Source organism: Sphingobium psychrophilum (assembly GCF_012927105.1).
Lineage (GTDB): Bacteria > Pseudomonadota > Alphaproteobacteria > Sphingomonadales > Sphingomonadaceae > Sphingobium > Sphingobium psychrophilum.
The window spans coordinates 131,941-154,540 of the sequence record NZ_JABBFV010000008.1; the positions used below are offsets into that span (position 1 = coordinate 131,941).

General features: G+C 65.3%; 23 protein-coding genes. 8 read left to right on the plus strand and 15 right to left on the minus strand.

Features of this window, described 5'->3' with window-relative positions; all coding sequences use genetic code 11:
• The first annotated feature begins 8 nt into the window (after positions 1–8).
• Both HHL08_RS13065 and kdsA read left to right on the plus strand, forming a co-directional pair.
• Positions 9–302: a hypothetical protein gene (locus HHL08_RS13065; RefSeq protein ID WP_169573595.1), complete on the plus strand. Its 294-nt coding sequence runs from the start codon at positions 9–11 to the stop codon at positions 300–302.
• Complete coding sequence (gene kdsA / locus HHL08_RS13070; RefSeq protein ID WP_408021777.1) at positions 299–1,150, plus strand: 3-deoxy-8-phosphooctulonate synthase; 852 nt, start codon at positions 299–301, stop codon at positions 1,148–1,150. Before HHL08_RS13065 ends, kdsA begins: the two co-directional genes overlap by 4 nt.
• Before the next feature lie 112 nt (positions 1,151–1,262).
• Here kdsA and HHL08_RS13075 read toward each other — a convergent pair whose 3' ends face one another.
• From HHL08_RS13075 to HHL08_RS13090, 4 genes are all read right to left on the minus strand, one after another.
• Positions 1,263–2,528: a glutamate-5-semialdehyde dehydrogenase gene (locus HHL08_RS13075; protein ID WP_169573596.1), complete on the minus strand. Its 1,266-nt coding sequence runs from the start codon at positions 2,526–2,528 to the stop codon at positions 1,263–1,265.
• Positions 2,529–2,751: 223 nt separating this feature from the next.
• Positions 2,752–3,852 carry a helix-turn-helix transcriptional regulator gene (locus tag HHL08_RS13080; RefSeq protein ID WP_169573597.1) on the minus strand — a complete coding sequence of 367 codons (1,101 nt, stop codon included), beginning with the start codon at positions 3,850–3,852 and terminating at the stop codon, positions 2,752–2,754.
• 108 nt (positions 3,853–3,960) lie between these two features.
• Positions 3,961–4,635, minus strand: coding sequence for a class I SAM-dependent methyltransferase (locus HHL08_RS13085; RefSeq protein WP_169573598.1), 675 nt, complete (start codon positions 4,633–4,635; stop codon positions 3,961–3,963).
• Between the two features lie 126 nt (positions 4,636–4,761).
• Positions 4,762–7,056: a CDC48 family AAA ATPase gene (locus HHL08_RS13090; RefSeq protein WP_169573599.1), complete on the minus strand. Its 2,295-nt coding sequence runs from the start codon at positions 7,054–7,056 to the stop codon at positions 4,762–4,764.
• Positions 7,057–7,392: 336 nt separating this feature from the next.
• On the opposite strand from HHL08_RS13090, the gene HHL08_RS13095 reads away from it, so the two are divergent.
• Complete coding sequence (locus tag HHL08_RS13095) at positions 7,393–8,271, plus strand: LysR substrate-binding domain-containing protein (RefSeq protein ID WP_088185357.1); 879 nt, start codon at positions 7,393–7,395, stop codon at positions 8,269–8,271.
• Between the two features lie 59 nt (positions 8,272–8,330).
• Positions 8,331–9,488 carry a GGDEF domain-containing protein gene (locus tag HHL08_RS13100; protein ID WP_169573600.1) on the plus strand — a complete coding sequence of 386 codons (1,158 nt, stop codon included), beginning with the start codon at positions 8,331–8,333 and terminating at the stop codon, positions 9,486–9,488.
• A 6-nt stretch (positions 9,489–9,494) separates the two neighbouring features.
• Here HHL08_RS13100 and HHL08_RS13105 read toward each other — a convergent pair whose 3' ends face one another.
• Positions 9,495–10,166 (minus strand): glutathione S-transferase family protein, encoded by a 672-nt coding sequence (locus tag HHL08_RS13105; protein ID WP_088185356.1) that lies wholly within the window; start codon positions 10,164–10,166, stop codon positions 9,495–9,497.
• Between the two features lie 184 nt (positions 10,167–10,350).
• On the opposite strand from HHL08_RS13105, the gene acs reads away from it, so the two are divergent.
• Both acs and HHL08_RS13115 read left to right on the plus strand, forming a co-directional pair.
• Positions 10,351–12,294, plus strand: coding sequence for an acetate--CoA ligase (acs, locus tag HHL08_RS13110; RefSeq protein ID WP_169573601.1), 1,944 nt, complete (start codon positions 10,351–10,353; stop codon positions 12,292–12,294).
• A 96-nt stretch (positions 12,295–12,390) separates the two neighbouring features.
• The gene (locus tag HHL08_RS13115; RefSeq protein WP_169573602.1) at positions 12,391–12,903 is read left to right on the plus strand and encodes a cytochrome b; all 513 of its coding nucleotides are present in this window, start codon (positions 12,391–12,393) and stop codon (positions 12,901–12,903) included.
• A 260-nt stretch (positions 12,904–13,163) separates the two neighbouring features.
• Here HHL08_RS13115 and HHL08_RS13120 read toward each other — a convergent pair whose 3' ends face one another.
• Positions 13,164–14,372, minus strand: coding sequence for an FAD-dependent monooxygenase (locus HHL08_RS13120; protein WP_169573603.1), 1,209 nt, complete (start codon positions 14,370–14,372; stop codon positions 13,164–13,166).
• 191 nt (positions 14,373–14,563) lie between these two features.
• Complete coding sequence (locus HHL08_RS13125) at positions 14,564–15,655, minus strand: branched-chain amino acid aminotransferase (RefSeq protein ID WP_169573604.1); 1,092 nt, start codon at positions 15,653–15,655, stop codon at positions 14,564–14,566.
• Between the two features lie 158 nt (positions 15,656–15,813).
• Here HHL08_RS13125 and HHL08_RS13130 point away from each other — a divergent pair, with 158 nt between their 5' ends.
• On the plus strand, positions 15,814–16,833 hold the full coding sequence (locus HHL08_RS13130) for a threonine aldolase family protein (RefSeq protein ID WP_169573605.1): 1,020 nt from the start codon (positions 15,814–15,816) through the stop codon (positions 16,831–16,833).
• Complete coding sequence (locus tag HHL08_RS13135) at positions 16,826–17,722, plus strand: DMT family transporter (RefSeq protein ID WP_169573606.1); 897 nt, start codon at positions 16,826–16,828, stop codon at positions 17,720–17,722. The genes HHL08_RS13130 and HHL08_RS13135 overlap by 8 nt, the downstream gene beginning before the upstream one ends.
• Here the strand turns inward: HHL08_RS13135 and HHL08_RS13140 are convergent.
• The 8 genes from HHL08_RS13140 to HHL08_RS13175 form a co-directional block, all read right to left on the minus strand.
• A complete protein-coding gene (locus HHL08_RS13140) occupies positions 17,719–17,871 on the minus strand; it encodes a hypothetical protein (protein ID WP_169573607.1) in 153 nt (50 codons plus the stop codon). The two genes, HHL08_RS13135 and HHL08_RS13140, sit on opposite strands and share 4 nt — an antisense overlap.
• A gap of 77 nt (positions 17,872–17,948) precedes the next feature.
• Complete coding sequence (locus HHL08_RS13145; protein ID WP_169573608.1) at positions 17,949–18,746, minus strand: Rossmann-fold NAD(P)-binding domain-containing protein; 798 nt, start codon at positions 18,744–18,746, stop codon at positions 17,949–17,951.
• Positions 18,747–18,773: 27 nt separating this feature from the next.
• Positions 18,774–19,136, minus strand: coding sequence for a HesB/IscA family protein (locus tag HHL08_RS13150; protein WP_169573609.1), 363 nt, complete (start codon positions 19,134–19,136; stop codon positions 18,774–18,776).
• Positions 19,136–19,588 carry an SUF system Fe-S cluster assembly protein gene (locus HHL08_RS13155; protein ID WP_169573610.1) on the minus strand — a complete coding sequence of 151 codons (453 nt, stop codon included), beginning with the start codon at positions 19,586–19,588 and terminating at the stop codon, positions 19,136–19,138. The genes HHL08_RS13150 and HHL08_RS13155 overlap by 1 nt, the downstream gene beginning before the upstream one ends.
• Positions 19,585–20,790: a cysteine desulfurase gene (locus HHL08_RS13160; RefSeq protein WP_169573611.1), complete on the minus strand. Its 1,206-nt coding sequence runs from the start codon at positions 20,788–20,790 to the stop codon at positions 19,585–19,587. Before HHL08_RS13160 ends, HHL08_RS13155 begins: the two co-directional genes overlap by 4 nt.
• Positions 20,787–21,539: a SufD family Fe-S cluster assembly protein gene (locus HHL08_RS13165; protein ID WP_169573612.1), complete on the minus strand. Its 753-nt coding sequence runs from the start codon at positions 21,537–21,539 to the stop codon at positions 20,787–20,789. Before HHL08_RS13165 ends, HHL08_RS13160 begins: the two co-directional genes overlap by 4 nt.
• The gene (gene sufC, locus HHL08_RS13170; protein ID WP_169573666.1) at positions 21,536–22,282 is read right to left on the minus strand and encodes a Fe-S cluster assembly ATPase SufC; all 747 of its coding nucleotides are present in this window, start codon (positions 22,280–22,282) and stop codon (positions 21,536–21,538) included. Before sufC ends, HHL08_RS13165 begins: the two co-directional genes overlap by 4 nt.
• Positions 22,269–22,580 carry a hypothetical protein gene (locus HHL08_RS13175; RefSeq protein ID WP_169573613.1) on the minus strand — a complete coding sequence of 104 codons (312 nt, stop codon included), beginning with the start codon at positions 22,578–22,580 and terminating at the stop codon, positions 22,269–22,271. Before HHL08_RS13175 ends, sufC begins: the two co-directional genes overlap by 14 nt.
• Positions 22,581–22,600 lie beyond the last annotated feature (20 nt).

Below are 22,600 nucleotides of genomic sequence, written 5' to 3' on the forward strand. Positions count from 1 at the left end.
TCGCGCGCATGAGCACGCCCGAACGCGACTACTGCTATTTCATCGATCACCGCAAATACAACCGCAATGTCGGCTGTCGAAAACATGACAATATGTACGGCATCAATGGCGGCGGCAGCGAGCGGGACCGGTGGCGGGCCGATATGACCTTCTATCGCCACATGAAATCCAATGGCGATCCCATGGCGCTGCCATCCCTGCTCGCCTGCCTCGCCTTCGGCTGGTTCTGCTGGAACTATCATCAGGGCAAGGGGCCGTGGCGCGGTCAACTGTTGCGCCGCTTCGCCAAAGCGCCCAAATGACCGCCATGACCGATCCCAAGCCCGTGCCCCCGAAACATGTGACCGCAGGCCCGGTCACCTTCGGCAACGACCTGCCCTTCGTCCTGATATCCGGCCCCTGCCAGATCGAAAGCCGCGACCATGCGCTGTTCATGGCCGACGCGCTGGCAAAGGCGGCGGGCAAGGCGGGCGTGCCCTTCATCTTCAAGAGCAGCTTCGACAAGGCGAACCGGACGTCGGTGTCGGGCCAGCGCGGCGTCGGCATCGACGCGGGGCTGGCGATCCTGGCGGAGGTGAAGGCGACGCTCGGCTGCCCGGTGCTGACCGACATTCATGACGCAAGTCAGGTCGATGCCGCAGCGCAAGCGGTCGACATCCTGCAAATCCCCGCCTTCCTTTGCCGCCAGACCGACCTGCTGCTCGCCGCCGGGCGGACCGGCGCGATCGTCAACGTGAAAAAGGGCCAGTTCCTCGCCCCCTGGGACATGGCGGCCGTGGCACAGAAGGTCGCATCGACCGGCAACGAGCGCATCCTACTCACCGAACGCGGTGCCAGCTTCGGCTACAATACGCTGGTCAGCGACATGCGCGCACTGCCGACCATGGCCCAAACCGGCTATCCGGTAATCTTCGACGCCACCCATTCGGTGCAGCAGCCCGGCGGCCTGGGCACAGCGTCAGGCGGCCAGCGCGAATTTGCGCCCCTTCTGGCCCGCAGCGCGGTTGCGGCCGGCGTCGCCGCAATCTTCGCCGAAGCGCATGAAGACCCCGACAATGCCCCCTCCGATGGCCCGGTGATGCTACCGCTGGACTGGGTCGGCCCGATGCTGGTGAAGCTCAAGGCGATCGACGAAGTAGTGAAGAGATAAAACCCCCTTCCGTTCGGGCTGAGCGAAGTCGAAGGACCGGCCTGAGCGCAGTCGAAGCCTTCGCTGCGCTCAGGCCAGGGCTTCGACTTCGCTCAGCCCGAACGGATGAGGCTTAAGGCCGCACCTGCCCGGCCCCGCGCACGATCCACTTATAGGTCGTCAACCCTTCCAGTGCCACCGGCCCGCGCGCATGGAGCCGACCGGTCGAAATACCGATTTCCGCGCCCAGCCCAAATTCGCCGCCATCGGCAAACTGGGTCGATGCGTTCCACATCACGATCGCGCTATCCACGGCATTCAGGAACCGCTCGGCCGTCGCGCCATCCTCCGTGATGATCGCATCGGTATGATGGCTGGCATGGGCGGCGATATGGGCGATCGCATCGTCCACGCCATCGACCAGCCGGACCGAGACGATCGCGTCGAGATATTCGGTATCCCAGTCCTGATCGCTCGCCGCAACAACCCGCGCGTCCATTGCCTGCACGTCCATGTCCCCGCGCACTTCGCATTCGGCGTCCAGCAAAGCCGTCACCACCGCCGCCGCCGCGCCATAGGCCCGGTCGATCAGCACCGTTTCGGTCGCGCCGCATACGCCGGTCCGCCGCATCTTGGCATTGACGACCAGAGCCTGCGCCATGGCGGGGTCCGCCGCGCCATCGACATAACTATGGTTGATGCCGTCGAGGTGGGCCAGCACCGGCACCCGCGCCTCTTCCTGCACCCGCGCGACCAGGCTCTTGCCGCCGCGCGGTACGATCAGGTCGACATATTCGGCGGCTTTCAGCAGCGCCCCCACGGCGGCGCGATCGGTGGTGGGGACCAGTTGCACCACGTCGGCCGGCAGGCCGGCAGCGACGATCCCCTCGACGATGGCGGCGTGGATCGCCCGGTTGCTCTCCTTCGCCTCGCTGCCGCCGCGCAGGATCACCGCATTGCCCGCGCGCAGGCACAAGGCCGCCGCGTCCGCCGTCACATTGGGCCGGCTTTCATAGATGATGCCGATCACCCCCAAAGGCACGCGCACCCGGCTGAGTTCCAGCCCATTGGGGCGCACCACAGTGTCGATCACGCTGCCCAGCGGATTGGCGAGCGTCGCGACCTGCTCCACGCCCTCCGCGGTGGCGGCGACGCGCGCCGCGTCCAGCTTCAGCCGATCGAGTAGCGCGGCCGACAGCCCGTTCGCGACGGCATTGGCCATGTCGCGCGCATTGGCGGCGATAATCGCCGGCGCCTGATCCCGCAGCGCCTGCGCGGCACGCCGCAGCGCATCGGCCTTCTGCACGTCACTGGCCTGCGCGATCGCCGCGGCGGCGCGCCGCGCGCGCGCGCCCATCGTGGCGATCAGCATTTCGGGGGTTTGGGTCAGGTCGTTCATGGGAAAGCTCTCGCCGAAAGGTCGGCCGCGCCTTAACATGAAAGCACGCCGAAACGAAAGCGGCGGAGCTTAGCAAGAAATAGTGCCGACGACCGGATCATGGGTCGCAATATGATCCGGCCGCCGGCCCAGCAGGACGAACCCGCCTGCGTCATTTTCTACCCTGTCGTGGCGGCCGCCACATACCCCAAAGGGGGTAGGCGAACAAAAATTCGGAAAAAAATCAGTGGCTGATCAGGCCGACGATGCGCACCAGCTGCGATTCCCGGCTGCAACCGGTCTTGTCGTATATGCTGCGCAACTGCACCTTGAGCGTCTCCACCGACACGCCGCGGGCCACGGCGATATCCTTGCGCGCCTGTCCTGCCGCAAGGCGGATGGCGATGTCCGCCTCGGCCGGGGTCAGGCGGAAGGCGCGCGTCAACGACTGCACATGCCGATCGGTCGGCGCGCCAATGCGGGCGATAACGATCGCGCGCGGGGCAAAGGGCAGCGCCCAAGGGCGCACGGGCAGCGGGTGAAATTCCAGCATGATCGCAACGCCGCCGGCATCGTCCGCCAGCGCGACCGGATCGGCCGGCAAGCCGGGCGGATCGATCACCGCGCGCATCGCCCGCACCATCGCACGGGTTTCCTCCGCCCGATCGCTGGCCAACCAGCCATCGCTGACCCTGATTCGGCTGGACGACAGCAAGGCTTCGGCGCGCGGGGTCATGCCGCCCACCCGCCCGCTCGCGTCGAGCAGCCAGCAGGCCCGATCCATCGCCTCGAACGTGCCGGACAGCAAGGCGAAGCCCTGCTGCTCGATCGCCTGCTGAAGCCGGACGGCGTTCCGCGCATGGCCCGCAATCTGGCCGAACAGGTCGCGGTCCTGCTGGCTCGTGCGTCCGTCCTTGCTGCCGCGCAGCAGGGCCAGCCCGACCATCTGGTCCTCATTGGCCACCAGCCGCGTCTGGCACCCATCGAAAATATCGAAATCCGAACACAGGTCCAGATAGGCGTCGGACCGCAGCGATTGCCGGGCGACGTCATAATGGGCTTCATGCACGATGGTCGGTCGGTCAGCGAGCCGGTCCGCTCCCACCCGGAAATTCAGATCGGGCGCGGACTGATCGATCGCCGCCGTCTTGGAAACGATGCTGGCGTCGATATCGCTGATCCAATTGAAGCCGGACGCCCCCGGCCCAAAGCCGATCAACTGCCCATGGCGCGACCCGGTCGCGTCGGCCATTGCCTTGATTGCTTCCCCCCATTTTTCCGGTTCCAGCGCCGCAGACAGGAACAGGTCCGCCCACGGATCGCTACCTTCGGCGCGCGTCGCCATGATCTTCCCCCAAGCCCCGCAACGGGGTTAGCCCAAGCGTGGCGGAAGTCAAATTCGCTCTGGAGGGCCACGGGTTTAGGCCGGAAACTTGTCCTCAATCAGTACAGATCAGGCGGCCTGCGCCAACGCCTCCTGCCGGACTGCGCGAATCATACGGCATGGCGGGATGTTGCGCCATTCCAGTGCATCGCTCACATCACCGAACAGCGGGTTGAGCAGGCGCAGCACATAGCGCGAATATTGGTAGATCAGGAACGCCCCGCCCGGCCGCAATGCGGCGCGCGTTTCCGCGCAGATCGCCTCGCCCACGCCTTCAGGCAGGGTCGAAAAGGGGATGCCCGACAGGACATAATCGGCCTGATAATAGCCCGCTTCCTTGATGAAGCGACGCACGTCGGCGGCCGACCCATGGACCACGCGCAGCCGCGGATCATCGATCTCCGCCTCCAGATAAGCGACGAAGTCGAGATTGAGGTCGATCGCCAGCAGCGTGCCGTCGGCCGACAACCGGTCGAGAATCGATCGGGTAAAGGTGCCGACGCCGGGGCCATATTCCACGAACAGCCGGGTATTGCGCCAATCGACCTGGTCCAGCATCCGGTTCACCACCGTCGCGGACGAAGGGATGACCGAACCGATCATCCCCGGATGCTTGACGAACTGGCGAAAGAACATGCCCCATTGGCTGAAAAATGACCCAGTCTTGCCTGCGCCAGTCTTGCCTGCACCAGTCTTGCCTGCACCAGTCTTATTCTTGTTCTTCTTCAATGGAATGGAGGCCATCAACACCCGCCTATATGGATCATGCTTGCCGCCTTGCAAATCCCGGCCTCGCTGGCAAGCGGCTTTGCAACACGAACGTCATGAACGCGGCGGCGGCGGATGGGTTCAATCCGCCGCCTCGCTTGTTCAATCGGCCTGCGTGCGCGATCGGACCATGCCCGGCGCGACGAAGCCGATCGGATCGACCTGCATCGCCCGCTGCTTCAACTGCGACTGGATCTGCTCATATTCGCGCTCCATTTCGGGCGTGACCGATGCGCGGGTGTCGCCCAGCGCGCTCTCGAAATGCGCCTGCGTCACCTTCTCGACCGACAGCGACTGGCGCAGCGCGAACAGACCCGCCCGGCGCACCAGATCTTCCAGGTCGGCGCCGGTGAACCGGTCGGTTTCGCGGGCAAGTCCGTCCAGATCGACATCATCGGCCAGCGGCATCTTGCCGGTATGGATGCCCAATATGCGGCGGCGGCCCGCCTCGTCGGGCACCGGCACATAGATCAGCTCGTCGAACCGGCCTGGCCGCAGCAGCGCCGGATCGATCAGCGTCGGGCGATTGGTGGCACCGATGACGACCACCGACTGCAATTCCTCCAGCCCGTCCATCTCGGCCAATATGGTGTTGACCACCCGCTCCGTCACCGCCGGTTCGCCCAGCCCCCCGCCGCGCGCAGGGACCAGGCTGTCCAGTTCGTCGATGAAGATGACCGTGGGCGCCACCTGCCGCGCGCGGGCGAACAGGCGGGCGATCTGCTGCTCGCTCTCGCCATACCATTTGGACAGAAGGTCGCTCGATTTGGTGGCAATGAAATTGGCCTGCGCCTCGCGCGCCACCGCCTTGGCCAGCAATGTCTTGCCGGTGCCGGGCGGGCCGTAGAGCAGGAAACCCTTGGCCGGACGGATGCCCAGCCGACGGAAGGCATCGGGATTTTTGAGCGGCAGCTCGACCCCTTCCTTCAGGCGCATCTGCGCGTCGTCCAGCCCGCCAATATCCTCCCAACTGACATTGGGCGCCTGCACCATCACTTCGCGCATGGCCGAAGGCTGCACCCGCTTGATCGCGGACAGGAAATCCTCCCGCGTGACGCACAGTTCCTCCAGCACGTCGGGCGGGATCGTCCCATCCTCCAGGTTCAGGCGCGGCATGAAGCGGCGCACCGTCTCGATCGCCGCCTCACGGGTCAGCGCGCCGAGGTCCGCGCCGACAAAGCCATAGGTCATGCGTGCCAGTTCGGCGAGGTCCACCTTGTCGCCCAACGGCATCCCGCGGGTATGGATGCCCAATATCTCGCGCCGACCGCGTTCGTCGGGGACGCCGACGATGATTTCGCGGTCGAACCGGCCGGGTCGGCGCAGCGCCTCGTCGATCGCTTCGGGCCGATTGGTAGCGGCGATCACGACCAGGTTCGTGCGCGGCTCCAACCCGTCCATCAGCGTCAGCAACTGGGCGACCAGGCGTTTTTCCGTCTCGCCGGTCACCTGCCCCCGTTTGGGCGCGATCGAATCGATCTCGTCGATGAACAGGATCGATGGCGACGCCTTGGACGCCGCCTCGAAAATCTCGCGCAATTGCTTTTCGGACTCGCCATAGGCCGACCCCATGATCTCCGGCCCGTTGATCAGGAAGAATTCGGCGTCCGATTCATTGGCGACCGCCCGCGCCAGCCGCGTCTTGCCAGTACCCGGCGGGCCGTGCAGCAGCACCCCCTTGGGCGGATCGACGCCCAGCCGGGTGAACAATTCGGGGTAGCGCAGCGGCAGTTCCACCATCTCGCGCAGCTGGTCGATCGCATCGGCCATGCCGCCGACATCGTCATAGGTGACGTCGGCGCGGCGCGATTCGCGCGGCTCCTCATATTCGGCGCGCAGTTCGACTTCTGTGTCGGCGTCGATATGGACGATGCCCTTGGGCACCGTCGACACCACGACCAGGCGGATTTCCTGCAAGGCATAGGCGGGCGCGGCCAGCATCTGGCGCAGCTGCGGCGGCATGTCGCCGGGCGGCACCTGCTGCTGCCCCGACGTCGCGACGACGTCGCCCGCGGTCAGGGGCCGCTGATAGAAGACGCGCTTCAAGGCGTCGGGATTGCCCTGCAACCGCAGATTATTTTGTGCAGGCGCGAACACGACCCTTTGCGCGGGCCGCGGCTCCGCCTTGCCGATCTCGACGAAGTCGCCGGAGCCGACCCCGGCATTGGCGCGCTGCAAACCATCCAGGCGCAGCACGTCCAGCCCTTCATCCTCCTTATACGGCCGCACCACGCGCGCCGATGTCGATCGCTTGCCCACAATTTCGATGACATCGCCTTCGGCCAGCTGCAATTCCGCCATCACCGCCAGCGGCAACCGCGCCAAACCGCGCCCGGCATCCTCCGGCCGCGCATTGGCGACCTGAATCCGGCGTCCGCTATTTTCCTGATCCGCCACTGGCCATCCCCGTCTTTCTGGTTCCGTAACGAGATAGGGAACGCAAGGACGCGCGAAAAGGGGCAAGCCGCCGGATCGATCGACGAAAAAAAGGGCCGGCCCGAAAGGCCAGCCCCGAAAGTTTTAGGAGAGGATGCCTGAAAGGCACCTCCTATGTGCGGCGCGGCACATTTTATTGCAAGTGCGAAAAGAAACGCGGAGTTGCAAAAAATGCATCTTGCCATTTTGCCTGTTTTCCTGCTCTGTGTGGAGAGGATGCTTGAACCCCGGCTCGCGATGCGCCCGACAATAAGACATGACGCGGCGCAGCGCACCGGCTTAGATATTTGACGAGATATGCGCAGATTGCCGCCCCTCACGGCCCTGGAGGCCTTTGTTCAGGTTGCCCGCCTGGGGTCCGTCAAGGCGGCGGCGGAGGAACTCGCCCTCTCGACTCCGGCGCTCAGCCGCCGCGTGCAGGCGCTGGAACGCTTCATCGGCCGCCCCCTGTTCGACCGCAAGCACCAGGCGCTGGAAATCAATGCCGAAGGGCAGCGGCTGCTCGACGATATCGCGCCCGCGCTCGATTCGCTGTCCCAGGCGCTGGAAAATATCCAGAGCGGCGGCAACCAGTTGCGCCTGCGCCTGGCGGTGATGCCGCTGTTCGCGACGCAACGCCTATTCCCGCATCTGGGCAAGCTGCGCCAGCAGCACCCGCAGCTTCATATCGATATCGAAACGACTCCCCATGCGGTCGCGCGGCTGGGCGAAGGGCTGGATGCGGCGATCGTACTGTCGAAGGATATCGATCCCGCGCTGTACGCGCATGAGCTGGATCATGAGGAAGTCTATCTGATCGGCCGGCGCGAATTGCTGGAGGGGCCACAGGCCCTCGCCTCCCCCACCGAACTGGCGCAGCAGACGATCCTGCTCCATCGCGACATGGCGATGTCGTTCGACGCCTGGAAGGAGGCCGCCGGCCTGCCCGACCTGCAACCGCTGGCGATCGACAATTATGATTCGGGCCAGTTGATGCTGGAGGCCGCCGCCCAGGGACTGGGCGTCGCGGTGATGCACGCCAGCCATTATGAACAGTCGGGCGACCCGCGGCTGGTGCGGCTGTTCCCGATCCATGTCGAAAGCCCCTATCGCTACTTTTTCGTCTGCCGCCCCCGCGCGTTGCAGACCCGCGCCGTGCGCATCTTCCGCGACTGGTTGGTCAGCGCCGATATCTGACGCACAACTTTTCCTGCCGACGCCTTAACCTTGTTCGACGCCGTCCGTTATGAAGGATCATGAACGGGGCACAATCATCTTCCGCCAGCCCGCAACATGGGCTGACCGATCGTCTGGCACGCTGGGCCAGGGGTTTTTCAGGCAAATCCGAGGAGGAGGCCGTGGAAGAAGAGCTACGGCCGCGCGGCGGCACGGCCTCCAACCGGGAAATCAACCGCCGACGGCAGCTTTATGCCGATATCGGCGACTTCCTGTTCGCCCATGATCTCGACCTGACCCCGGTCAATTTCAGCGTCGCGCTCGATTATCTGACCGGTGCCAATATCGGCGTCGAAAAGGCGATCAAGGCCGTGATGATGGAGCGGGGCAAGATCACCAACGGCTGGATCGAATCGATCGCCGCCGAACAGCGCGCCGATGAAGTGACGCCCGAATCACTCGCGACGATGCTGGACAAGGTGGAGGAAAACCTCACCCACTTCACCGGCCTGATGCATGAATCGCGCAATTCGGCGAAGGATTATGGCGCCGCGCTACAGGAACAGGCCAAGGATCTGGGCGAAGGCCGCGACAATGAGCCGGTACTGGCCCGCCTGGTCGGCCTGACCCGATCGATGGTCGAAAAGACCCGCCAGGTCGAAACCCAGCTGCGCGATAACCAGCGCCAGACCAAGGCGCTCAAGTCCAGCCTGGAAAATGCCCGCCGCGCTGCCGAACATGACCATCTGACCGGCCTGCCCAACCGTCGCGCCTTCGAAGGGGTGCTAGGCGAAGAGATGCAGCAGGCGATCGCCAATGGCGAAGCGCTGTCGGTCGCCTTTTGCGACATCGACCATTTCAAGCTGATCAACGACACCCATGGCCATGACACCGGCGACCGGGTGCTGAAATTCGTCGCTGGCCTGCTATCCAAGGCGTCCAACGACCGTTGCCATGTCGCGCGGCACGGCGGCGAGGAATTTGTGATGCTGTTCCGCGGCAAAAGCGCCGCCGAAGCCTGCGAGGCGGTGGACAGCGTGCGCGAGGATCTGGCCAACCGCAGCCTGGTCAACCGCACCAATGGCGAACGCATGGAGCGGGTGAGCTTTTCGGCCGGCGTTGCCAACGTCCTGATCTACGAAGACCCGCGCGCCGCTCTCAAGGCCGCCGACCGCGCCCTCTATCTGGCCAAGGAACATGGCCGCAACCGCGTCTATCTCGCGGCGGAGGTTGACTAAATCCTCTTAAAAATCCGGCTTCTCATAATGGGCCGGCGGGGTGATGACCTCCATCCGCTCCGACAGAAGCGGCCGGAAGGACGGGCGCGACTTGAAGCCCGCATACCAGCGCCTGACCGGCTCATGCCCCTGCCAGTCGATCCCGCCCAGATAGTCCGCCACCGACAGATGCGCCGCCGCCGCGATATCCGCCAGGCTCAGCGTCCCGCCCGCCATCCAGCTGCGATGATCCAGCAGATAGTCCATATAGTCCATATGGACGTTCGCCCGCTTCATCGCCTCGCGCAGGATGCGCGCGTCGGGCGGCGCGCGCTCGATCAGTCGCTTCTTCATCCGCTCGTGCAACAAAGGCCCGACCACGTCGCCGTAGAAATTCTGGTCGAAAAAGGCGGTCAGCCGCCGCACTTCAGCGCGGCCCGCAGCGGTGCCGGAAATCAGCGGGAATTTCTCCACCGTCTCCTCGAAATATTCGCAGATCGCCTGGCTGTCGATCAGGGTCACGCCCTTGTCCGCATCCGCCATCACCGGCGTCGTGCCGGCCGGGTTCAGGTCCAGAAACTCGTCGCGCATCGCCCAGGGCGATTCCCGCACCAGGTCATAGCCAATGCCCTTCTCGCCTAGGAGAAGCCGGACCTTGCGGGAAAAGGGGCAGAGCGGGAATTGATAAAGCAACCACATAAGCGACCCCTGTTAGGCGCGGCCGCGCCGCGGGGAAAGCGACAAAATACGACAGATGTAGCTTCGCGGCGCGGCGCTATTGTCCGAAGGGATGGGGCGATACGGCATGGTCCGGCCTTTCGATCCTGGCGGCGGCGCGATAGAAGAGACGCCAATAATGGTTTCGTGATGGAAAGGATGCCCGATGTCTGACGATTTCTTCCCGGTGCCGGAGGCATGGGCCAAGGACGCGCTGATGGACCGGGCGGCGCGCGACGCCGATTATGCGCGCTCGATCGGGGACGCAGACGCCTATTGGCTGGAACGGGCGCAGCGGCTGGACTGGATCACGGCCCCGACCAAAAGCAATGAAAGCAGCTTTGCCGAAGCGGATTTCGGCGTCAAATGGTTCGCCGACGGCGTGCTGAACGTCAGCGCCAACTGCATCGACCGCCATCTGGCCGAGCGGGCGGACCAGACCGCGATCCTGTGGGAACCCGATTCGCCCGACGCGCAGCCGCGCCGCTACAGCTACCGCCAACTGCACGAACAAGTGTGCCGCTTCGCCAACGTGCTGAAAGCCGCCGGCGCGAAGAAGGGCGACCGCATCACCGTCTATATGCCGATGATCCCGGAGGCCGCCTTCGCCCTGCTCGCCTGCGCCCGGATCGGCGCGGTCCACAGCGTCGTGTTCGGCGGCTTCTCGCCGGATGCCCTGGCAGGCCGCATCCAGGATTGCGATTCGAACATCGTCATCACCGCCGACGAAGGTCGCCGCGGCGGCAAGGCGGTGCCGCTCAAGGTCAATGTCGATGCCGCCCTCGCCCATTGCCCCAGCGTGAAGAAGGTCATCGTCGTCAAGGCGACCGGCGGCGCGGTGATGATGCAGGACGGCCGCGACCTCTGGCTGCATGACGAAGCCGCCAAAGCGTCGCCCGACTGCCCGCCCGAACCGATGCACGCCGAAGACCCGCTGTTCATCCTCTACACCTCCGGCTCCACCGGCAAGCCCAAGGGCGTGCTGCACACGACCGGCGGCTATCTGCTCTGGGCGGCCCTCACGCACGAACTCTGTTTCGATTATCGCCCCGGCGACATTTACTGGTGCGCCGCCGACATCGGCTGGGTCACCGGCCACAGCTATATCGTCTATGGCCCGCTGGCGAACGGCGCGACCACGCTGATGTATGAAGGCGTGCCCAATTACCCGACGCCTGCCCGCATCTGGGAAGTGGTCGACCGCCATCAGGTCCAGACCCTCTTCACCGCCCCCACCGCGCTGCGCGCGCTGATGAAGGAGGGCGACGATTTCGTCCATTCCACCAGCCGCGCCTCGTTGCGCCTGCTCGGCACGGTCGGCGAACCGATCAACCCGGAAGCCTGGCGCTGGTATCATGGCGTCGTCGGCGAAGGCCGTTGCCCGATCATCGATACCTGGTGGCAGACCGAAACCGGCGCCGCAATGATCGCCCCCACCCCCGGCGCGACCGATCTCAAGCCCGGCTCCGCCACCTTCCCCATGCCCGGCGTGGTGCCGCAGATCGTGGATGCGGAGGGGACAGTGCTGGACGGCGCGGCCGAAGGCAACCTCGTCATCGCGCAAAGCTGGCCCGGCCAGATGCGTACCGTCTGGGGCGATCATGATCGCTTCTTCCAGACCTATTTCACCACCTTCCCCGGCAAATACACCACAGGTGACGGCGCGCGGCGCGACGCCGACGGCTATTATTGGATCACCGGCCGCGTGGACGACGTCATCAACGTGTCGGGCCACCGCATGGGCACGGCGGAAGTCGAAAGCGCGCTGGTGCTGCATGAAAGCGTCGCCGAAGCCGCCGTCGTCGGCTTCCCGCACGACATCAAGGGCCAGGGCATCTACGCCTATGTCACGCTCAACAGCGGCGAGGAAGCGACCGACGAGTTGCGCAAGACGCTGGTCAAATGGGTCCGCACCGAAATCGGCCCGATCGCCACGCCCGACGTCGTACAGTTCGCCCCCGGCCTGCCCAAGACCCGGTCCGGCAAGATCATGCGCCGCATCCTGCGCAAGATCGCGGAGGGCGAGGTATCGACGCAGGCGCTAGGCGACACCAGCACGCTGGCCGACCCGTCGGTGGTGGACAATCTGGTCGCCAATCGTCAGTCTTGAATGGGTCGCCGCACGGCATCCCGTTCAGAATGAAGCCAGGGTCATCGGACAGAATGGTCCTGGCTCCCGGCAGACATCCGCAAAAAGGAGCCGTACATGGCCCGTTATACCGCCGTCGCCCGCGCCCTGCACTGGGCGATCGCCGTCCTGATCCTCCTCAACCTGGCGCTGGGCTTCGCCCATGACGCCCTGCCCAAGGATTGGGCGGTGATGTCGGTGCATAAATCAATCGGCCTGACCATATTGGCGCTGACGCTGCTACGGATCGTTTGGCGGCTCACCCATCCCGCCCCGCGCCTGCCCGCGGCCATGCCGCTCTGGGAAAAGGGCGCGGCCCAGGCGACCCACTTTATTTTCTACGCGCTGATGCTGGTCCTGCCGCTGTCGGGCTGGATCATGTCGTCGGCGGGCACGCGCCCGCTCAACTGGTTCTTCCTGTTCGACGTCCCCAAATTCGGCGTGGGCAAGGAAGACGCCATCGTCACCCTGTCCCGCGGCGCGCATGAACTGCTGCCTTGGCTCTGGGCCGCGCTGATCGCGATCCACATCGGCGCCGCGCTGCGCCACCATCTCGTGCTGAAGGACGACGTGCTGCGGCGGATGCTGTGACGGGATTGGATGGTTAGACGTCAGTCCGATTTGCGCGAGACTTCACGCGAAAGGCGACGTAAAAATCCCGTCACCCCAGCGACCCGAAGGGCGGCCGAAGGCCAACGCGGGGGTCTCAGGCGACGATCCAATGCAGTTGAGTAAGTGCCCAGCCGAACCGCCGCGTGCCTCCGCACGAGACCCCAGCCTTCGCTGGGGTGACGGTAATGCGGCATCAGATTGCCGATTGCTGAGCGTCCGCCTCTGGTCGTGAACCGCCCCTAAACCATCTCGCCCGACAACAACCGCGGCAGCGCACCCGATTGCCCCCGCGCTTCCGCCATGAAGCGCCCTTTCAGCGCCCCGCTGCGCTGCACCGTCGCCAGCCCCGCGCGCCGGATCATCGACGGCAATTTCCCCGGCACGTCGAACAGCCGCACCAGTCCGTCCATCGCCACGCTGGTCATCATCGAATCCAGCCCGCGCCAGCGCTGATAGCGCGCCAGCAATTGCGCATCGCCCGGATCGAGGCCCAGACGCATACCCTCCACCAGCACCTCGACCAGCGCCGCGACATCGCGGAAGCCCAGATTGACCCCCTGCCCGGCGATCGGGTGGATGGCGTGCGCGCTGTCGCCCACCAGCGCCAGCCGCGTATCGGTGACGCGCGCGGCATGGTGGAAGCCCAAAGGATAGGAGGATCGCGGCCCCGCGAGCCTGATCTCGCCCAGAAAGCCGCCGATCCGCTTCTGCGCCTCGGCCAGCCAGGCGCGCTCGCCCAGCTTCATCATCGCGGGTGCCTGCTCGGTCGGCACGGTCCACACCACGGCGGAACGGGTGCCCGGCTGCATCGGCAACAGCGCGAAGGGGCCGCCGACATAGAAAATTTCGTAAGCCGTATTGGCGTGCGGCAGCTCATGGTCGATCGCCGTGACCATGGCGGTGTGCTTATACTGCCAGCGCGTGGTGTTGATCCCCGCTGCATCGCGCGTCGGGCTGTTGCGCCCCTCCGCCGCGACCAGCAATGCGCCATGGATCGTCGCCCCGCTCGCCAGCGTCAGCGTGACGCCATCGGCATTACGATCGACCTGCAACGCCCGGTCGGGCTGATAGCGGGTCAGATTGACCGCTTCGGCCGCCGCAAGCGCCAGCGCGACGCGCAGGTCGCGATTGGGGACCATCGTGCCCATCACGCTATCGTCGGCGTCCGGCGCAAAATCGAGTGCCCCCGGCTCCAGCCCGTCGCTCACCCAGATCCGGTCGATCGGACAGCCCTTGCCCGCCAGATGCTTCCCTACACCGATGGCGTTCATCATGGCGTAACTGGTCGAGCTGATCGCCGACACCCGGCCATCGAACCCCGCGGCCGTGGTTGAAACCGGGTCAGCCGGATCGACCACGGCGCAGCGCACGCCATGGCCCGAAAGAGCGATCCCCAGGGTCAGGCCGACCAGCCCGCCCCCCAATATGACGACATCGAAGCGTTCCATGCGACGCTATCTAGGCGCTTGGCCAAGAATTGGGAAGCGCCGCCAGGCACCCTACGCCCGAAAGGACAGGGCCAGAAAGGACAGGGGTAGCCCGCGTAAAAAATACCGTTCGGGCTGAGCGAAGTCGAAGCAGCTTTGCTCAGCAGACCCATTCGACAGGCTGAGGGCAAACGGAGGTTGGTCGACTCCCGTTAAACCGTCCGTACCCATCCCGCCGGATCGGCCACGATCCCGCGCTGGATACCCGTCAGCTCGGCCCGCAGCGTCTCCGTCACCAACCCGCCATCGCCATTGCCGATGGTAAAGTCGCCATGGCTGCTCTTGACCGTGCCGATCGCGGTGACGACCGCCGCGGTGCCACAGGCAAAGGCCTCGCGCAGCGTGCCGCTGGCCGCATCCGCGCGCCATTGGGCGAAGCTATAGGGTTCCTCGCGCACATCATGGCCCTTGGCTCGGGCCAGGTCGATGATCGAATTGCGGGTGATGCCGGGCAGGATCGTGCCGCCCAGCGGCGGGGTGACGATCGACCCGTCGTCCATCACGAAAAAGACGTTCATGCCGCCCAATTCCTCGACCCACTTATTCTCGGCGGCGTCGAGGAAGACGACCTGGTCGCAGCCATGGCCGATCGCTTCCTTCTGCGCGACCAGCGACGCGGCATAGTTGCCACCGCATTTCGCCGCGCCCGTGCCGCCACGCGCCGCGCGAGTATAATGTTCCGACACCCACAGGGTTACGGCCTTCTTGCCGCCCTTGAAATAGGCACCGGCAGGGGACGCTATGACGCAGAAAATATATTCGTTGGACGGACGAACTCCCAGGAACGTCTCGCTCGCGAACAGGAAGGGGCGCAGATAGAGGCTCCCCTCGCCGGTCGGAATCCAATCGGCGTCGATCTTCACCAATTGCTCGACCGCTTCCAGAAACAGCTCTTCGGGCAGCGCCGGCATCGCCAGCCGCTCGGCCGATGCGGCGAAGCGGCGGGCATTTTCCTCCGGGCGGAACATGGCGATGCTGCCATCTTCCAGCCGATACGCCTTCATCCCTTCGAAAATTTCCTGCGCATAATGCAGCACCGCGCAGGCCGGATCGAGCTGGAAGGGTTCGCGCGGGCCGATCGCGTGGCTGTGCCAGCCCTCCCCCTCGGTATAGCGAATCGTCACCATATGGTCGGTGAAGAGCCGGCCAAAGCCCGGATCTTCCAGCAGCAGCGCGCGCGCGTCAGCCGCCACAGCCTTGGTGCTGGGGGTAACGGTGAAACGCGATGTCTGCTCGGCGGCCATGGTGAGTCTCCTGTTCTGGCGTGGAAGGCGCCCGCCTATGTCACAGAGCGGCGCACGAAACAATGGGTCATATATGCTGACCCATTTTGCCAAAAAAGGGCCAGCGATGCCGCGCCGGCCTCTTCCCGCCGCCGGACGCCAAGGGTATCGCTGCGGCCATGCATTATTTTTCCGACAACGCCACGCCCGTCAGCCCCGCCGTAATGGCGGCCATCGCCGCCGCCGACTGCGCCGATCATGGCTATGACGGCGACGCCTGGAGCGCCCGACTGGACGGCGCGTTCAGCGCCTTGTTCGACACCTCGGTCCACGCGCTGTGGATCGCCACCGGCACGGCGGCGAACAGCATCGCGCTGGCCTGCCTCTGCCCGCCCTATGGCGGCGTGATCTGCCATGAGGACGCGCATATCGTCGTCGACGAATGTGGCGCGCCCGGCTTCTTCACCCACGGCGCCACCCTGATGCCGCTGCCCGGCGAAGGCGCAAAACTGACGCCAGACGTCGTCGCCGACCGGCTGAAGACGATCCGCCCCGACGTGCATCAGGTGCCTGCCCGCGCGATCAGCATCACCAACGCCACCGAATATGGACTGGCCTACAGCCCGGACGATGTCGCGGCGCTGGGCGATTTGGCCAGGACTCATGGCCTGGGCTTCCACATGGACGGCGCGCGCTTCGCCAATGCGGTCGCCCATCTGGGCTGCGCGCCCGCCGACGTCACATGGCGCGCCGGGGTGGATGCGCTGTCCTTCGGCTGCGTCAAAAATGGCGGCATGATCGGCGAAGCGCTGCTCTTCTTCGGCGAACAGGCCGCGGCGCGCGCGGCCGAAGCGCAACGCTGGCGCAAACGGTCGGGCCATCTCTTTTCCAAGGGCCGCTATCTCGCCGCCCAGATCCTGGCGATGGTCGAAGGCGACCTGTGGTTGGCCAATGCCCGCGCGGCCAATGCGGCGGCGCAGGCGCTGGCCGGTGGCGCGACCGGCCGCCTGCTCCATCCCGTGCAGGCAAACGAGCTGTTCATCCGCCTGTCCGCCGACGAAGCCGCCATATTGCGCGCGCAGGGCTTCGATTTCTACGACTGGGGCGACGATGCGGCGCGGCTGGTCACCAACTGGTCCCAGGACGCCGCCAGCGTCGCGCCACTGGCGCAGGCGCTGCGGGCGCTTCCCGATGGCTGAAAGCAAATCGGGCGGCGTCATAGCCCCTTTCATCCTCGTCACCCTGATCTGGAGTTCGACCTGGATCGTCATTCGCGACCAGATCGGCTCGGTGCCGGCCAGTTGGTCGGTCTGCTACCGCTTCCTGCTCGCCGGGATCGCCATGGCCGCCTTCGCGCGGCTGCGCGGCGTGTCGCTCCGCATCGGCGGCACGGGCCTGCTCTACGCCACGCTGCTGGGCGTGGCGCAGTTCGTCCTGAACTTCAACTTCGTCTATCGGGCGGAACATTATCTGACCTCCGGCGTGGTCGCGGTGGTCTATGCGATGCTGCTGATCCCCAATTCGATCCTCGCCTGGCTGATCTTCCGCCAACCGGTCAGCCGCGCCTTTATCGGCGGGTCGCTGGTGGCGATGACAGGCATCGTCCTGATGCTACTGCACGAATATCATGCCGCTACCGTCCGGCCGGATATGGTACTGCTCGGCGCGGCCTTCTCGCTCGCCGGGCTGCTAAGCGCCTCTGCCGCCAATGTCATGCAGGGGATGGACATCGCCCGCCGCCTGCCGATGGTGGCGGTGCTGGCCTGGGCGATGCTGATCGGCGCGGGGGTGGACGCCGCCTTCGCCTGGGCCACCGTCGGCCCGCCGCAATTCGAGCCGCGGCTGGGCTATATATTGGGCATAGGCTGGCTGGGGATCGCCGGATCGGTCGTGACCTTCCCGCTCTATTTCACCCTGATCCAGCGAATGGGCGCGGGCCGCGCCGCCTATACCAGCGTGCTGATCCCGGTCATCGCGATGCTGATCTCGACCCTGGCGGAGGGCTATCGCTGGAGCGCGCTGGCCATCCTCGGCGCGCTGCTGGCGATGACAGGCATGGCCATCGCCCTGCGCTCGAAAACGACTTAACGCGCGCCTGGCTGGTAACGCCGCTTGGCGGCATCGACCTTCGCGAGCAGGCTGGAGATCGATTCGGACGAGGCAACGGCACGGCCGGGCGCGGACAGATGCTGCATCCGGTCGCTGAGCGCGGAAAAAGCCTTGTCGATACGGGTCATGGGATCATCCTTGCGACGTGATGATCCCGCTTTCGCTGCCGCTGGTTAACAACCCGTAAACCATGCGCCAAGCTGCCTCACAGGCAAGCGCGCAACCCCTCCCGATAGGTCGGATAGCGCGGCACCCAGCCCAGCAGCCGCTTCGCCCGGCCATTGGCAACGCGGCGATTTTCGGCGTAAAAACCCCGCGCCATCGGCGACAGGGCGGCCTCCTCCATGGTCTGTAGCGGCGGCCAGGACTGGCCCAGCAGGTCACAGGCGGCCTCTATCACATCATTCTGGGCGCAGGGCAGGTCATCCGCCAGATTATAGACGCCGGGCGGCCCTGCGCGGATAGACGCGATCACCCCGGCGACGATGTCGTCCACATGCGCCCGGCTGAACAACTGCCCCGCCAGCGCGATGCGATGCGCCTTGCCCGCGCGCACCCGGTCCAACGCCGATCGCCCCGGCCCATAGATGCCCGGCAAGCGAAAACGCCGCATGTCGGGTCGCAACGCCCCCCAGTCGGCATCGGCTGCGGCGCGCGCGGTGCGCCGTCCCTGTCCCACCGGGCTGGCCTCATCCACCCACGCCCCCGCCGCATCGCCATAGACGCCGGTGGACGACAAATAGCCGGTCCAGACCGCTGGCGCGGCGGCGATCGCGGCGCCATAACGGGTGAGGACGGGGTCTGCGTCCCCTTCTGGCGGGACGGAGGAAAGGATGTGATTCGCGCCAGCGATGGCGGCACGGACGGCGCGCTCGTCATCGAAGGCGATGCTATGCCCATCGGCGGTGCGGCGCGTGCCGGTCACCTGCCAGCCCGCTTCACGTAAACGCATCGCTAGGCGGGAAGCGGTATAGCCCATGCCGAAAATGAGCATGTGTGGCATGACTTACCCCCGGTCGGATGGACGATTCTAGACCGTAAAGCTCTCGCCGCAGCCGCAGCTGCCCTTGGCATTGGGATTGTTGAACACGAAGCCGGCTGTGAAATCATCTTCCACCCAGTCCATCGTCGATCCGATCAGATACAGCACCGACGCGCCATCGATATACAGCACCCCGCCCGGCGTTTCGATCTTCTCGTCGAACTTCGTCTCTTCCGTTACATAATCGACCGAATAGGCCAGGCCCGAACAGCCGCGCTTGGGGGTGGACAGCTTGACGCCGATCGCGCCCTCAGGCGCTTGGCGCATCAGGTCGGCGATACGCGCCTGCGACGTCGGCGTCAGGATGACGGCGGCGGGGCGGGCGCGGGTCTTGGTCTGCACCTCGGTCATCACAGCATCCCCAGTTCAAGCTTGGCTTCGTCGCTCATCTTCTGCGGGTCCCATGGCGGGTCCCAGACCAGATTGACCTGCGCATCGCCCACGCCCGGCACCGCGCCGACGCGCAGTTCGACCTCGCCCGGCATGGATTCGGCGACCGGGCAATGCGGCGTGGTCAACGTCATGGTGACGACGGCATGGCCATCGTCCGTCACATCCACGCCGTAGATCAGGCCCAGATCATAGATATTGACCGGAATTTCCGGGTCGAAAATCTCCTTCAGCGCCTCGATGATCCCGTCATAGAGGTTGCCGCCCGGTTCCCCGGCCGGCACGGCGCTGGGCTTGGCGCTCAGGAAACCGTCCAGATAGTCGCGCTGGCGCGGTGCCTCTTCGACACGCGCCTTGGGCGGGGTTTCCACCGCATCCACTTCTTCCACCATGATCTTGCGTTCCTCGGTCATCCGAAGATTTTCCTTACCCGTTCTAGTCCCACGACCAGCGCATCGACATCGCTATCGTCGCTATAGATGCCGAAACTGGCCCGTGCGGTCGCCTCGACGCCCAGATGGCGCATCAGCGGCTGTGCGCAATGATGGCCGGCCCGGATCGCGACGCCCGTTTCGTCCAATATGGTGCCGACATCGTGCGGATGCACCCCCTCCACCGCGAAAGACAGAATGCCCGCGCTATCGTCCGGCCCGAACAGGCGGATGCTGTTCATACCATCCAATGCCGCCCGTGCCTTGGCCACCAACCCGCATTCATGCGCATGGACCCGGTCCAGCCCGATCGCCTGCACATAATCGATCGCGGCGGAAAGACCGACGACCCCGGTGATATGCGGCGTTCCCGCCTCGAACCGGGTGGGCGCGGGGGCGTAGGTCGTCTTCTCGAACGTCACCTTGTCGATCATCGACCCGCCCCCCTGATAGGGCGGCATGGCGTCGAGCAATTCGGCCCGGCCCCACAACACGCCGATGCCGGTCGGGCCGTATAATTTGTGCGCGGAAAAGACGTAGAAATCGCAGTCCATCGCCGCCACATCGACCGTCAGCCGCGGCACCGCCTGGCACCCGTCGATCAATATCTTGGCGCCCACCATATGCGCGATATCCGCGGCGCGGCGCACGTCCAGCACGCTGCCCAGCACGTTCGACACATGGGCCAGCGCCACCATCCGGTGCCGCGGCGTCATCATCGCGCGCATCGCGTCCAGGTCGATCTTGCCGTCCTGCGTCAGCGGCACGACGTCGATATGCGCGCCGATCTTTTCCGCCACCATCTGCCACGGCACGATATTGCTGTGATGCTCCAGCGTGGACAGCAGGATGCGGTCGCCCGCCTGCAACTGCGTCCCCGCCCAGCATTGCGCGACCAGGTTGATCCCCTCGGTCGCGCCGCGGACATAGACGATCTCGCTGTCGCTCGCCGCGCCAATGAATCCGGCAACCTTCCGCCGCGCCGCTTCATAGGCGAGCGTCATGTTCGCCGACCGCTCATAAACGCCGCGATGCACCGTCGCATAATCGGGGCCATAGGCGCGCGCGATCGCGTCGATCACGGCATTGGGCTTCTGCGCGGTCGCCGCGCTATCCAGATAATGCCAGTTCCCCACACCGGGGAAATCGTCCCGCAACCGCAAAGTCTGGGCGAGATCACTCATACCAGCGCCTCCAGCTTGGCGATCGCGGCCGCTTCCAGCGCTTGCCTGACCGCATCATCCGCCACATCGTCGAACACGCCCGCGACGAAGGATCGCAGCAGCAGCGTCTTGGCCGTCGCCGGGTCCATGCCCCGCGACGCCATGTAGAACAGCGCCGCCTTGTCCAGTTCGCCCACGGTCGCGCCATGCGCACATTTCACGTCGTCGGCGAAGATTTCCAGTTCCGGCTTGGCGTTGGCCGTCGCCGTCCGGTCCAGCAGCATCGCCTTGACCGACTGGAACGCATCGGTCCGCTGCGCATCGCGCGCGACATTGATGCTGCCCAGGTAACTGCCGGTCGCGCGACCACCCAGTATCGACCGGATCGTCTGGCCGCTGGTCGAATCGGGCTTGGCGTGGGTGACGCTGGTGATGATCTCCAACGTCTGGTCACCGCCACCCAATATCGCGCCGTTCAGCTCGAAATGCGCATGGCTTCCGATCGTCACATGAAAGGTCACCCGCCCCAGCTTGCCGCCGATATTGAGCACATGAAAATCGCACCGCGCGCCATCGGCGATGGTGATGACATAGTCATGCACCGCCGCCGCCCCATCCGCTGCGTCCTGCAACAGATGATGGCGCGCGGCTTCGCCTGCCGCCACGTCGATCCGCGTCGGCGCGGGCGTCGGCCAGATCGAGGCGACAGCCTCCACATCGCTATAGCGCCAGTCTTCGTCCTTGCGGGTCGGGAGAGCGAGAGCGTTCACGCTGCCACCACCTCGGCATAACCTTCACGCTCCAGCTCCAGCGCCAGTTCCGCTCCGCCCGACTTCACGATCCGGCCCCCTGCCAGCACATGCACAAAGTCCGGCTTCACATAATCGAGCAGCCGCTGATAATGGGTGATCAGCAGCACGGCCTTGTCGCTCTTGCGCATGATCGCGTTGATCCCCGCACCCACGACTTTCAGGGCGTCGATGTCCAGGCCGCTATCCGTCTCGTCCAGTATCGCCAGCTTGGGGTCGAGAATACCCATCTGCACCATTTCGGCTCGCTTCTTCTCGCCACCCGAAAAACCGACATTCACCGGCCGCTTGAGCATCTCCATGTCGAGACCCAGCAGCGCCGCCTTCTCCTTGGCCAGGCGGATGAACTCGCCGCCGTTCAATTCCTTCTCGCCCCGCGCCCGCTTCTGGCTGTTCAGGCTTTCGCGCAGGAATTGCAGGTTGGACACGCCGGGGATTTCGACCGGATATTGAAAGCCCAGGAACAACCCGGCCGCCGCGCGCTCATGCGGCTCCATGTCCAGCAGGTCCGCGCCGTCCAGCGTCGCGGTGCCGCCGGTCACTTCATAACCCGGCCGTCCGCCCAGCGTATAGGCCAGCGTCGATTTGCCCGCGCCGTTCGGCCCCATGATCGCGTGGATTTCGCCCGGATTGAGCGCCAGCGTCAGCCCTTTGAGGATCGGCTTGTCCGCGACGGTGGCGTGAAGGTCATCAATTTTGAGCATCGTCATCCCGTTCCGCAAGGCGGTAGTTGTCAAGGAAGGTCTGGCGGCCGGCCGCGACACAGTCGAGGAAGGCCGGGCGCTTCTTGGTTTTGCCGATGCAGGTCATCGCGACATTGCATACGGCGTCGTCGATCACGGTATCGCCGCTGGACTGCGACACCGTGCAGGTCATTTTTTTCGAAAAGAGGCTGCGGCTCAACTTGCCGTGCGTCTCATCGAAGCGCCGGGCGACCACCACGATCGCCGCCTCGTCCACCGGTGCCACAGCGTCGCCCTGCGCCAGAAGCGCCGCCGCCATGAACGCCAGTGTCGTTATCG